The organism is Pseudomonas sp. 10S4, assembly GCF_034344865.1.
GTDB lineage: Bacteria > Pseudomonadota > Gammaproteobacteria > Pseudomonadales > Pseudomonadaceae > Aquipseudomonas.
Window position 1 is genome coordinate 6,261,615 of the sequence record NZ_CP133774.1, and the last position, 13,322, is coordinate 6,274,936.

8 protein-coding genes and 3 pseudogenes are annotated in these 13,322 nt (G+C 57.9%); 4 read left to right on the forward strand and 7 right to left on the reverse strand.

The window, feature by feature from the left end:
* Positions 1-160: 160 nt before the first annotated feature.
* The 3 genes and pseudogenes from RHM58_RS29205 to RHM58_RS29215 all read right to left on the reverse strand — a co-directional run bounded on the left by RHM58_RS29205 (position 161) and on the right by RHM58_RS29215 (position 2,640).
* Positions 161-730: a GNAT family N-acetyltransferase gene (locus tag RHM58_RS29205; RefSeq protein WP_201256426.1), complete on the reverse strand. Its 570-nt coding sequence runs from the start codon at positions 728-730 to the stop codon at positions 161-163.
* A gap of 100 nt (positions 731-830) precedes the next feature.
* Positions 831-1,757, reverse strand: coding sequence for a Gfo/Idh/MocA family protein (locus RHM58_RS29210; protein ID WP_201256425.1), 927 nt, complete (start codon positions 1,755-1,757; stop codon positions 831-833).
* A gap of 288 nt (positions 1,758-2,045) precedes the next feature.
* Positions 2,046-2,640 (reverse strand): annotated as a pseudogene (locus tag RHM58_RS29215) (eCIS core domain-containing protein).
* A gap of 229 nt (positions 2,641-2,869) precedes the next feature.
* Here RHM58_RS29215 and RHM58_RS29220 point away from each other — a divergent pair.
* The 3 genes from RHM58_RS29220 to proP all read left to right on the forward strand — a co-directional run bounded on the left by RHM58_RS29220 (position 2,870) and on the right by proP (position 6,444).
* Positions 2,870-3,781: a hypothetical protein gene (locus RHM58_RS29220; RefSeq protein ID WP_322268913.1), complete on the forward strand. Its 912-nt coding sequence runs from the start codon at positions 2,870-2,872 to the stop codon at positions 3,779-3,781.
* A gap of 137 nt (positions 3,782-3,918) precedes the next feature.
* Positions 3,919-4,809, forward strand: coding sequence for a bestrophin family protein (locus RHM58_RS29225; RefSeq protein WP_322268914.1), 891 nt, complete (start codon positions 3,919-3,921; stop codon positions 4,807-4,809).
* Positions 4,810-4,941: 132 nt separating this feature from the next.
* On the forward strand, positions 4,942-6,444 hold the full coding sequence (proP, locus tag RHM58_RS29230; RefSeq protein ID WP_201256421.1) for a glycine betaine/L-proline transporter ProP: 1,503 nt from the start codon (positions 4,942-4,944) through the stop codon (positions 6,442-6,444).
* A 33-nt stretch (positions 6,445-6,477) separates the two neighbouring features.
* Here the strand turns inward: proP and RHM58_RS29235 are convergent.
* The 3 genes and pseudogenes from RHM58_RS29235 to RHM58_RS29245 all read right to left on the reverse strand — a co-directional run bounded on the left by RHM58_RS29235 (position 6,478) and on the right by RHM58_RS29245 (position 11,146).
* Positions 6,478-9,374, reverse strand: a pseudogene (locus RHM58_RS29235) (EAL domain-containing protein).
* 331 nt (positions 9,375-9,705) lie between these two features.
* Positions 9,706-10,401 carry a tRNA (adenine(22)-N(1))-methyltransferase gene (locus RHM58_RS29240; RefSeq protein WP_242486434.1) on the reverse strand — a complete coding sequence of 232 codons (696 nt, stop codon included), beginning with the start codon at positions 10,399-10,401 and terminating at the stop codon, positions 9,706-9,708.
* Between the two features lie 286 nt (positions 10,402-10,687).
* A complete protein-coding gene (locus RHM58_RS29245) occupies positions 10,688-11,146 on the reverse strand; it encodes a hypothetical protein (protein ID WP_322270937.1) in 459 nt (152 codons plus the stop codon).
* Here RHM58_RS29245 and RHM58_RS29250 point away from each other — a divergent pair.
* Positions 11,093-11,307 (forward strand): annotated as a pseudogene (locus RHM58_RS29250) (Rid family hydrolase); the annotation flags it as partial. The gene RHM58_RS29245 and the pseudogene RHM58_RS29250 sit on opposite strands and share 54 nt — an antisense overlap.
* Before the next feature lie 231 nt (positions 11,308-11,538).
* Here the strand turns inward: RHM58_RS29250 and RHM58_RS29255 are convergent.
* Positions 11,539-13,044, reverse strand: a complete 1,506-nt coding sequence (locus RHM58_RS29255) for a diguanylate cyclase (protein WP_201257628.1) — start codon at positions 13,042-13,044, stop codon at positions 11,539-11,541.
* Between the last annotated feature and the right edge of the window lie 278 nt (positions 13,045-13,322).

The following is a 13,322-nucleotide window of genomic DNA, read 5'->3' on the forward strand; positions in this document are numbered from 1 at the left end:
ACAGTGAATTCAAGCAAGTCGTCGACCGTCCGATCACATGGACTGATGGCTGGACCACGGTTACCTTCGAGAGTGTCCGTAAGCTCTCACCAGGGGAATTGGCTCGGCCACCATCTGAGCGCGCTCGTAATACCCGTTGGCCTCCTGAATACGGCTATTACTACTGGTCGACTCCAAACTCTCTAGGCCACTCACGGGCGAGCATCGCGAAGATCACGTCATCAACCCACTCCCCACGGAGTTGGTAGCTTTCCACATGATAAGCCTCTTGACGGAAATCTAGCGCTCGGAACAGTGCCACGCTTGCCCTGTTGCGAGGGTCCACAGAACAGACCAACCTACGATAACCCCACTGCCGGAAAGCAAGGTTGATACTGGCCACCACGGCCTCGCGTGCATACCCTTTGCGCTGATGAGCCGGGCTGAGTGATAGACCGAACTCGATTGAATCCGCCGTCGTTGCTGGAAACCGTACTCCGAAGTCGCCGATCAACTCACCGGTTTGCTTGCTGCGGATGGCAAGCTGGCACCACTCGCCGGCTTGGCCAAATTTTATGTTCGACTGCTCTGAAATAAAGTCGGCCGCCTCTTTGACACTGGAAGGTTGCCAGCCTTGGTACCTGGCCACCGTGGGATCCCCACGATATTCAAATAGAGCTTTTGCGTCGTTTTGAGCAAGCGCATCAAGTACTAACCGCTCCGTCTCGATCACTGGGTCTATGTTTTGCACCACTCTGCGCGCCTTTTTTGGGATCTAATCGTGTATTGGGTCGAGATAAGGGGACAGATTTAATTACCACCAAGCGTAAATAAACCTGTCTCGCTTTTCTCTAATCGTAAAACGGCTCAACCAACGCCCGACTGCCGACAAAAAAGCTATCGGCAACCAGTCGCAGCGGTTGGAGGTCCAGGTCACTGGTTTTGTCGGCAATCAGCTGTTGAAAATGTCGATACACCGCCGCGTACTCGCCCTCCTCCGAGACGGCTTGGCGCACCCCGTCAATACTCAGCAGTGCGCCGCCGTTGTCCAGTCGCAGGATGCCTTCGGTGCAGCGAATCTCGATGCTCCAGAGTTCATCATGACCGTGGTCGAAATCAAACTCCGCGCGGACATCGAGGTGGCGCGCGTCAGACATCTTGATGGAAGCGGCAATAGGCGACTGGCAGTTGCCGGGGACTCGCAGTTCGGCAGACTCAACGAACAGCGGCAGCGCCAATAGATGGGTTGCAATCGACAAGGCATTGATACCGGGATCGAAGACGCCCAGGCCGCCGGGTTGCCAGATCCATGTCTGGCCGGGGTGCCACTTGCGCACGTCTTCCTTCCAGTCGATCTGCACGCTTTGCAGGGTGCGGCTGGCCAGCCAGTCACGGGCCGCTTCGATGCCGGGCGCGTAGCGTGAATGCCAGGCGAACAAACCGCTAACGCCCTGCTCCCCGACCTGATTCACCAGTGCCATCGCTTCACCCAAGGTGGCGCACGGCGGTTTTTCTACCAGCACGTGTTTGCCAGCGGCCAGCGCTTGCTGCACCAGAGCGAATCGTCCTTGCGGCGGAGTGCAAAACGCAATCGCATCGACCTGCGGGCCGTTTTCCAGCAGCTCGCTCAAAGACTGAAAGTTCTCAACCCCGGCGCAGGGCTGCCCTTGGGTTGCGACAGACACCAACTGGAACGCAGGGTTGGCGTTGATAGCGGGGACGTGTTGATCCTGGGCAATCTTGCCGTAGCCCACCAGACCGAGACGGATCGGTTGCATCAATGACTCCTGATTTTTTGTCTTGTTTTGGTCAGCGAACTGGCGAGATTACGTTTGTATGGCGAGGAAGTCATTGATGAAGTGCTTAGGTTCCATCTGGTGTGCGAGGTTGAGCGTTGTGGTTCGTACTAAGGTCTGCTTTGGGGTCGAAAGCAGCCTGTCGCGAGAGGTAGAAATCGGTCAAAAGCAGTCAGTCAGGAACGACGGGGTCGACGCTGGGAGCATGAAGCCGTACTGGAAGAAATGCAGGACAGGTTGCGCAATGCGCCGGAGCTTCACTACCATCTTTCAGTAAGTCCCTTCCCGCACCCACCGCCTGACCTCAGCCTGTATGGCATAAGCCGGTGCCTCCACAGCATTGAAATCTTGTGTATAACGCTGGGCAAATCCTTCTACCCCCATTCCCGATACTGCTGCACATGCTTTAATTCGTGAGCCCAGAGCGGGATGTTCTGCTCTGCGGTTTGAGCGTCCCGGAAGAGAATGATGTCGATCAGCGTCACGGCACCGACATCGGGGTTTTGCAGCATGGCAGTGGCGGCATTGAGTTGGCCGTTGTCGCTGACTTTGTAGCGCGCGGCATCGAGGACACTGGGGTCGTACCAGCGCAGCAGTTGCTCCCGGATATGCAGTGGAATGGGTTGGGTGCCGGCGCTGGCTGCTTCGGCGCGGGCTTGGGTCAACCACAGCGCCAGTGCGGGTGCCGCGATCTGATAGATGCCATCAGGCAGGGGCCGAGCAGCGGCCCCAGGTCCGGCAGACAGACGCAGCCATCCAGGCACACTTGTTTCTCGCCAACCGGGCAGGCATTGGGCTGGGCTGGGACTTCAAGTGTCAGGCAAAGAACAAACAGCGCCACCAGGCGCGTGATGATGGGCGGCATTGGGCGCTCCAGGGGCGGATGCAGCGCGAACAGTGGGTCACCATTGATCGACGACCCGCATGGATTTAGCGTAGTCCCGAACCAAGCGCTCCCAATGTAATCGCAGGAAGCGTCAGACCGCTTTTCCTTCATTCTTGCGGCTCATACTGGATCGGTCATAACTGGATCCGGGTTGCAGGAATGATTCAAGTCGCCGATAAGCAATGACTTCAAGGGAATGATTTGATCCATGAGAGATGACCCCTACTCACTGTCCATGCGCTTTCAGACGCCCGACCCTGGCATTGCCCCGCGCGAACGGGTGCCGATGCTTGCCCAAGAGCAAGCCTGGGCGCGTGAGCACGCATCCGGGCACCGTTTCAGCTGGATCGCGGTGTTGCTGCCGCCGTTGTGCTTTGGGCCGCTTCTGCCGGGTATCGCGTTTTTACTGGGCCTGTTGCTCTATCGATCGTTATTCGCTCCTGGCCTGGATGTCGACCGGATTGTCGGAGACGCCTCTGGCTGGCTTGCGCTCGGGACGCTGCTTTTCACCGCGGCCTGGGTGTTACGCAACTTTTTGCGCGATACACACGACCCGACCAAACGCTATTGGCAGTCCATCCCGGACCAAGGGCTGGTCGAGCTTGAGCGCCATACCTTGGTGTCTGGCACCAGCTTGTGGTCCTGCGACTATGATCCGGACTGCAACACCCTCATGCGATGGACAAACGGCAAGCTTGAATGCGTGCAAGACAGTGGTGTGTCGCAATGGGTTCTGGCCAAAACCACGGCCGGCCACTGGCTGGTACTCAAGGATGAATATCCGGGCAACTTCAGCTACGGACGGGTTGGGAAAATGCCCTCGCCAGACAAGCAAATGCAACCCGGCCAGGAACTGACGATCCCCTTTGCCCCCGGTACCAACCTCGCTCTCGGCCGGCGTTTCAGCGGCGCGCCGATGCCCTTGGTCGACACGCCCTATTGGGTGTCTGCCGATGAGCTCAAACGCCTTGTCGAGGTCGCCCATCACTGGACCTTTTTCCCTCCGGACCGCTACGCCGTGGTCAACAATCAGGATGCCGAGTGGGTGCAACGGCTGGTGGACAGGGCTCAAGCCAGCGTCGGGCCCCAGTCGGCGCGACTCACCCCAACAGCGGTTTAGTCATATGATCGCACCCGGCGTCCCGGTTCTCGCACTCACCGCTCATGATCATTGATCGCAGCCCCACCGAACCTTTACCCGGCAACCACCGTCCGAGTTAGTGCATTAATGCCCACCGCTCGCCGCGAGGTCCGCGCTTGAAAGCCGCCATCATCAAAAAATACCGTCTGGTCATCAAGACCATGGGCTATGTGGGCTGGGCCCTGTTCTGGTTGCTGCTCTGGGATATAGCCGTCACCGTGGACTTCATGCTGTTTCTCAACAGCAAAATCAACCTGCCGCTGATGCCTTTGACGTTGCTGGGCTCGGCGTTGGTGGTGCTGATCAGTTTTCGCAACAGCAGTGCCTACAATCGCTGGTGGGAAGCGCGCACGTTGTGGGGGGCGATGGTCAATAACTCCCGTAGCTTTGCGCGGCAGGTCCTGACGTTGCTGGATGACCCGGACAATGAAGTCAACCCGATGAAATCAACCCTGCTGCGCCGCCACGTGGCATATGTGAACTGCCTGGCCGCGCACCTGCGGGGGCAGCCTAGTCCGGACGAGATACGTGCGTTTATTCCCGCCGAGGAGTTCGCCCGCAGCGGCACCACCAATAACTTTGCCAACGATATCCTCAACGGTTCCGCGGCGCTGCTGGCCCAGGAATACAAGGCCGGGCGCCTGGATAGTATTCGCCTGGCACGGCTGGAGTCGACCCTGGTTGATCTGTCCAACAGCCAGGGCGGAATGGAGCGGATTGCCAATACGCCGCTGCCCTACCCTTACGTCTATTTTCCACGGCTGTTTATTTCGCTGTTCTGCCTGATTGTGCCGGTGGGGCTAGTCGAGTCCCTAGGCTGGTTTACCCCACTGGCCTCGACGGTGGTGGGCTTCATGCTGCTGGCCATCGAACGCATCGGCACCGATCTGCAAAGCCCGTTCCGCGACAGCGAACACCAGATCCAGATGGAAACCCTCTGCGAAACCATCGAGAAAAACCTGCAGTCGATGCAGCGTGATTCGCTGGGTGGCGATCGACTCAGCTAATCCCGACACAACGCGGCGCAGACAAAAAAAACGGCAGCCAGTGAATTATTCGGTGTCTTCTTGTATCTGAACCAATGAGTGCGTGCCTGTAAAACGATGGCATCGAGATGGATCAGCGACAGGGAAATCCGCATGAAATCAAGCAAGAAAGCCGTTAATCCCATCGGGTTGAAAGACATCACCATTGTCGACGACGCCAAGATGCGCAAGGCGATCACAGCCGCCGCACTGGGCAATGCCATGGAATGGTTCGACTTCGGCGTCTATGGCTTTGTCGCCTATGTGCTCGGCAAGGTGTTCTTTCCCGACGCCTCCCCCAGCGTGCAGATGATTGCCGCGCTGGGCACCTTCTCGGTGCCGTTCCTGATCCGTCCTTTGGGCGGTCTGTTCTTCGGTTCATTAGGCGACAAATATGGTCGGCAGAAAGTTCTGGCGGCCACCATCGTGATCATGTCCCTCAGCACATTCGCCATCGGGCTGATTCCGTCCTATGCCTCGATCGGCATCTGGGCCCCCATCCTGCTGTTGCTGGCCAAGATGGCCCAAGGCTTCTCGGTGGGCGGCGAATACACCGGCGCCTCGATCTTCGTCGCCGAGTATGCCCCGGACCGCAAGCGCGGCTTTCTCGGGAGCTGGCTGGACTTCGGCTCTATCGCCGGTTTTGTACTCGGTGCAGGCCTGGTGGTGCTGATTTCCGCGGTGATAGGCGAAGAGCAATTCCAGGCGTGGGGCTGGCGCCTGCCCTTCTTCCTCGCCTTGCCCCTGGGCATGATCGGTCTCTACTTGCGTAACGCACTCGAAGAGACCCCGGCCTTTCAGCAGCATGTAGAAAAGCTCGAGCAAGGTGATCGTGAAGGTTTGGCGCGCGGACCGAAAGTGTCCTTCAAGGAAGTCGCCACCAAGCACTGGCGCAGCCTGATGACCTGCATCGGCGTGGTGGCCGTCACCAACGTCACCTACTACATGCTGCTCACCTACATGCCGAGCTACCTCTCGCACAACCTGCACTACAGCGAAAACCATGGGGTGTTGATCATCATCGCGATCATGGTCGGCATGTTGTTCGTACAGCCCATGATCGGCTTTATCAGCGACAAAATTGGCCGCCGGCCGTTCATCCTCTTCGGCAGCATCGCGCTGTTCTGCCTCGCCATTCCGGCCTTTATGCTGATCAACAGCGGCAAGCTCGGGCTGATTTTTTCGGGGCTGCTGATCATTGCCGTCGTGCTCAACTTCTTCATCGGCGTAATGGCGTCGACCCTTCCGGCAATGTTCCCCACTCACATCCGCTACAGCGCTCTGGCCAGTGCCTTCAACGTCTCAGTGCTGATTGCAGGCCTGACCCCGACCGCAGTGGCCTGGCTGGTGGAAAGCACCAATGACCTGTACATGCCGGCGTACTACCTGATGGTGATCGCCGTGGTGGGCCTGGTGACCGGCATAACCATGAAAGAAACCGCCAACCAGCCCCTGCGTGGTGCCGCTCCGGCAGCTTCTGATATTGAGGAAGCGAAAGAGCTGCTGCAGGAGCATGAAGACAATATTGAACAGAAGATCGAAGACATCGACGCTGAAATCGCCGCGCTGGAAGCCAAGCGCAAGAACCTGGTGCAGCAGCACCCGCGCATCAACTGACGGGGAAACCCGTGGGCGTTTGGGGAAGTCGTCCTAACGCCCAACCAGGGTTGTCGCCAACAACGCCTCCAACCCCATCGGCTTGGCAAAATAATAACCCTGAGCCTGCCCTGCGCCCATTTCCCGCAGCAAGACCAGCGTCGCTTCATCCTCGACACCTTCTGCCACCACACTCAGGTCTAGCGATTCAGCCATGCGCACAATCGCCCGGACGATCGCGCGACTGCGAGGACTGGAGGTCAGTTCGAGGATGAACGACTTGTCGATCTTCAAGCCGCTGAAACGGTATTGATGCACATAGCTCAGGGATGAAAACCCGGCACCGAAGTCATCGAGCACCACCGACATGCCGTTGTCGGCCAGTTGCTGCATGGTCCGTCGGGCCATCGCCGGCTCGGCGACCAGCGCGCCTTCAGTCAACTCCAGGCAAATCCGCGACGGCGCGACCCCGTGCCGCGCCAACAGTGCAAGCACATCACTGACGAAGTCCGGACGCGTCATGCTGTAGCTCGAGCAATTGACGTGCACCGGCGGCCAATTGGCGTGTTGGGGTTGTGCGAGGATCACGGCAATGCTGTTCAGCATGTACAAATCCAGTCGACCGATCAGACGCAAACCCTCGACATCCGGCAAAAACTCGCCCGGTGCAATCACCCGGCCGCCCGGCTGATGCCAGCGGATCAGCGCTTCAAGGGCCAACAGTTCGCCGCTTTCAACGCTGACAATCGGCTGGAAATACGGCAGCAGCTCGTCGGTACGTTTGAGCGCATTGCGCAACGCGCCTTCACGCTCGACCTGATCCGAGACTTCACGGCGCACTTCCTGGTTGAACACCGCGTAGCTGTCGCGTCCGGCACTCTTGACCCGGTACATCGCCGCATCGGCATCGCGCAGCAAGTCGGCAGGCTCGTGGTGGAACTGACTATCGGCGCTGACAATACCGATACTGCAGGACGAAAAAACTTCATGGCCATTGATGAAAAACGGCAGGTCGAACGCCACCAAAATCCGTTCGGCGATTTCGATCACCACGTCCAGCGGCGCCTCGGGAGCGAGCACCGAAAACTCATCACCCCCAGGCGCGCCAGCATGTCGGTGTCGCGCAGACAACCGCGCAAACGCTGGGCGGCCTGCATCAACAGCAGGTCGCCAAAATGGTGGCCGAGGCTGTCGTTGACGACCTTGAAGCGGTCGAGGTCGATGAACATCACCGCCAGGTGCCCGCCTTCGCTGCCGAACCGCGACCAGGCCAGATTGAGGCGCTGCTGCAGGTAGGTACGATTCGGTAGCCCGGTCAGCGCATCGTGGGAGTTTTCGTGTTGCAACTTGGCATTGGCGTGATCGAGCTCGCGGGTGCGGTTCTGCACCCGGGCTTCCAGCTTGAGGTTGGCGGCATGGATCGCTTCGGCGGCCGTGCGGCGCGACAACGCTGTATCTATGTGCCGCGACACGAACGTCAGCAGTTCCTGGTCACGCAGGGTATAGCGCACCTGCGAGGTATAACTTTGCACCGCAAGTACGCCACGCACCACTTCGCCATCGAACAATGGAATGCCCAGCCAGGAGTAGGAGCGGAAATACACTTCGGAAAGTTCGATTTCACCGTGCGCAGACAATCGCTCAGCCTCGCCGGCGTCAATCAGGCAAGGTCGACGCTGACGGATAACATACTCGGTCAAGCCACGGCACCCACGCCGTGCCACCGGACAGGTCGTCTGCCGCTCATCTATGTAATACGGAAAGGTCACTTCACTGATCGCATCGTCGAACAGCGCAATGTAGAAGTTCTGCGCGAACAGCAGATCACCGACGATGCCATGCAAGGTTTGAAACAACTCAGCCATGTCACCAGGCTGGCTCGACAGTTCAGCAATCTGGAACAGTGCGCTCTGTAGATGTTCGGCGCGCTCTCGGTCTGCCACTTCCTGCCTCAAGGCATCGTTGAGTGCCGAAAGCTCCAGGGTGCGACGCATCACCGTCTCTTCCAGATCCGCTCGATGCAGAATCCGGTCCAGCGCCATGGCCACGTGGCGGGCCACCACCAGAAACAGCGCGCGGTCTTCAGCGCTGTAGATACGAGAAACGTCGTAGACCTGCATGGCAAGCATGCCAAACACATCATCCGAGGCATTTTTCAACGGTGCGCCCATCCAGAACTCGGGACGATCACCGATGCAGTAGAAGCGGCCTTCGGCCTGAGCGGCGAGAATGCCGGCGGCGTCGATCAGCAACGGCTGGCCCGTGGTCAACACCTGGCCGGTCAACGACAGGTGCGAACGATCAAGGTATTCGTAGTTCTCTGACTCCAGGGCATCCACGTCGATGATGTCGACGTAATACGGGTAGTCAATCTTGCCGCTGTGCGGGTCATACAGCGCGAGATAGAAGTTTTCGGCATCGATCAGGCTCGCCAGCAATTGGTGAACCCCCACCAGAAACACTGACCGGTCGCGGGTCGAACTGGCCAGGTAGGTAATTTCATACAGCACACGCTGAGTAATCTGCGCGCGGGCAAGGGTATCGGTCTGTACCTGAATGCCCAGGCGCTGGGCAAACGCGGCGAGCGCCGGCTCCGCGGCATCGTTGACGGGCGCGAGTAGCCAACCCAGCACCGTTTCGCCTCTACCGGTCGGCCAGCGGTGCAAGCGCCGGGTCAGGCAAAAGGCTTCAAACTCTTCATTCACAATGATTGACGGCCATCGCACCCGTGGGTCGCCCTGCCCGACTAAATGCATTTGTTCACCGGCGCGATAAACCACCCACGCGGTGGTATGGGAACCGTTGCGCGCTGAGTCCAGCAATTGCTCGATCGTATCTTCGTTGCCGGCGCAGGCCATGCCGACAGTATCCGGGTTCTCTTTTGGTTGAGAGGCAACAACGTCGCAATCGTTCGATTGTCGCGGGGAGTCGGTCAATGGACGAAAACTCATCAGCGCTCCCTGAGCCAGAAACTGGCGATACTCACTTATTGTTTGCTAGCAATGTGCCAGTGATCTTCCCGTTTAAAGCTTATAGAGGGTTTTTTCAATCGTTTTATTCGCTTTGGTGCCAACTAAGGGACGGACGACGAGTTATTCGCTACTTGTTGTCCAGGACAACCTTTTCGACGGTGAGGTGTTTGATCGCCGCAAATGGCGCGAGATCCGCGGCGGCGTTTGTAGAAGTGACCAAACGCCTCTCGCGCTCGACGGGTTTCCAGTGTTGCCAGGTATCCCGGCAGATTGAATGGATGCGACTGGATCAAGATGACCGAAGCTATTCTCAAGCCAGCAGCTGGGTGATCCAGCGGGCCTGCCGGGCGATGTCTTGCACCTTTTCCTCGGGCACGGCCTGCCGCGCCCGGGCGAAGTTGGTCAGGGTCTTCTGCTTCTCGCGCAGGATGCGCTGCCACTTGGCCAGGAACACTGGGCTGCGTGCCTGCATTTGCAGCGGGCCGAAGTACAGTTCCTCGGCGGTGTACATCACCGCTGCGGCGCGCTCGGCGACGATGATTTCGTAGTCGAAGCGGTTTTCACGCAGCAGTTCCTCGCAGAGGATGCGGTAGCCATTTTCCATCAGCCATTGGCGCAGTGGCTGCTCGCCGCCGTTGGGCTGCAGGATCAGCCGCTCCTGGCCGCTCAGGCGCGATTTACCGTTGTCGAGGATGTCGCGGATCGTTTCGCCGCCCATGCCGCAGATGCTGATCGCCGTGATCCCGTCGCCCGGCTCGATCGCCGCCAGGCCATTGCCCAGGCGCACGGTGATCTGCTGGTCCAGGCCGTTCTCGCGCACGGTGCGTTCGGCCGAGCGGAACGGCGTCAAGGCCACCTCGCCGGCCACCGCCGCCGCGATGGCGCCACGGCGCATCAACGCCACCGGCAGGTAGCCGTGATCCGAGCCGATATCGGCCAGGCGCGCACCTGCTGGCACATGTGCCGCCACGCGTTCCAGGCGCATGGACAATGTCTGTTCGTTCAACTGCAGTTCCTTTTCACCACGAGTGTCCGGCAGCTTGGCCGGATCAGGGCGCGACTCTATCGAGCAACGCCGCGCAGTTCAAATTCCTGCGACCAGGGCCACGGGCCGTCCCGAGCCTGGCGCTCGCGCAGGCTTGACGGTTGGGTAGTACCCGATAACGAGACGTGCAACTGGAAAACGGCCGTCATTAGAGAAGTAAACCCGACTACTTCAGACCTTCTCTAATTAACCGGGTGGCGTCTACTTGGGAAGTAGAGGCCACTCGCATAAGGTCTATGCCGTACGCTTAGTGCGCATTCAACAACGAAAATACACCCATCACTACCCACAGTACTGACAGATACTGCATGGGCACAAAAAACAACGTGTGCTTCTTGCGAAAGATGACTTCGCCACCCGTGTCTTTATCAATGTAGGTTTTGCCCGGCTGGTTATTCAGTCGGTGACCAACATAAGCGTTGACGGCCGCACCAACCAATAGACCGACACCCAGCCCGAGCCCATTGGGCAGCCCCACAAAAGGCAATATGCAGAGCACCGGGATAAGAATCGAAAGAATGCCCCAGCCTTGCCAGATCACAAAAAACATAACGCGTCCCTGCTTAATTTTTGAGGCGCGCAATCTAACAAAAAAACGCGTCGCGGTAACAATTTGAAATAAGTTGCCCGATGGAAAGCGCGTTCTACATGAGCCCTGGCGCGGGTCGATGCCTTGCTCATAGAAGCCGGCTCGACTCGGGAGCATTTGCTATCTTTCTGGCCGACATGGCGGACTTCGAAGCGATGAACGCCGTATGGGACGCTTGGGTACCAACGGAGTATGCCCCAGCGCGCGCCTGTGGCGAGGCGAAACTGGCTGATCCGCGGTTGTTGGTGGAAGTCATCGTCTGCGCGGCGAGGGGGTGAATGCTTACGGCGTTCACATACGTTTCAAATGTCGATTACAGCCGATAGCTGCCTTTAGTGACAGGCGGCAATCGGCCAGAAGCAGGCATTCAAGGAGCCCACAAAAACACTAACGATTTTGGCAGATGTGGCAAATCAAACGATGAACATTGCAGATAACAGAACCGGTAAAAATACGGTGGAACAAATGGTGCATTTCCAATTTGACAGGAAGTCGGTTTTGAACGCACATCACCATTTCCCCCTCACAAACTGGTTACGTCCCAACGCCTTGGCGCGATACAGCGCCTGATCTGCCGCCTCGATCAATCCCTGCAAATGATCCAGTTCCGACCCCGTGGCTGTAGCACACCCGATGCTTACACTGACACGTCCGAACGGGCTGGATTTGTGCGTAATGTTCTCTTGTTCCAAGCGGTCGAGGATAAGTTGCGCCACTACCGTTGCACCGTCACTGTCGGTGTCAGGCATGATCACGCCCATCTCTTCTCCGCCATAACGTGCCACCAGATCCGACGGTCGCCGTACACACTCCTCGAATATTCTGCCAACCGTCTGTAGGCATGCGTCTCCAGCCACATGCCCGAGTGAGTCGTTAAACAGCTTGAAGTAGTCGATATCAATCATCAGCAATGCCAACGACGTGCCGTCACGTTGTGCGCGCCGTGCTTCCATGGCGAGGCTCTCATCGAAGCAGCGCCGATTTGCCAAACCGGTCAGGGCATCCTTCATCGCGAGCAACTCAAGCTGCCGATTCGATGAGAGCAATTGCTGCTGAGTCCCTCGTAACTGGCCCTCTACCTCGGTTCGCCGGCGAATATCCAGGATCAAAAACCAACCGATGAGACCGGTAAGCCCCAGCAGCCCCGTCACCACCACCGCCGACAGCAGTGCCTCCATTCGCCACGCAGCGAGGGCCTCGCGCTTGCCAAGTGCAACGGTCGTAATCAGCGGCAGTCGGTCACTCTTTCGGAAGGCGTAGAGGCGCTCCACACCGTCCAGGCTGGAGGTAAACGACGCAGTGCCGACTGATCGATCTACAAGATACTTTGCATAGATCGGCGACTTCAAAAAGTTGCGCCCCATGTCCTGCTCGCGGAAGGGATAGCGAACCAGCAAAGTACCATCGGTATAGGACAATCCGATGGCTCCTTCCTGTCCTACGTCGATCTTTCCAAACAGCCGTAGGAAGTTTTCGATCCCCAAGGTGACCGCCACCACCCCGGCAAACTCGCCGTGAGGATCATTGAAGCGCCGGCTGACGGTGATCACCCACTCCTGATTAGAGCGGCTTTGGATTGGCGGACCGATAAAGGTCTCACGGGATGGATCGTCGCGATGATGAATGAAATAGGCACGATCAATGCTGTTCGCCCCGGCGGGAATCGGCCGATTGGAAGACATCAACCAGCGGCCCTGATTATCGTAGATGGTGATGCCACTGAGCTGTGGCATCAGCGGCTCCTGTCGGTTGACCAGCATACTCAGGCGCTGGATCTGCGCAGGGCCAATACCTTCGGCTTCCAAGCGTTCGACGAGTCCGAGCAGAAGCAGCGAGCTTTGGCGGACAATACCTTCAGAGTAAGTAGCAAGCGCCTGGGTAAGGTTCAAGCCATGGACATTCACTTCCTCCAGTGCTCGATCTCGAGAGCTCAATACTTTCCAGACAGTCAGTGACGCCAGGGAACAACCGATAACCAACAGCAAAAGCACCACCAGGTGGGTATCACGCTTCACGTTACTACCTTATAGAAAGTCCGGTTTTCCGTTACAGCGACTATTAAGCCAAGGCAATAGCTGCAGCCGTTTGTCCTCGTCTTGAACAAGGATACAAGCAGTGGTGGATCGCTGCAGCAACAGATTATGTTGTAGAAAAAGTACATTTTGCTTCGCATTGCTATGTCCAAGCGATGCAATTCAAAGACTTCAAGAAAGAAGGTTCACACATGGCGAAGCAGCGATAAGAATGAGTACGCAGCCACAGATCCCGGGCCAGGACATTACCGTCACAAGTC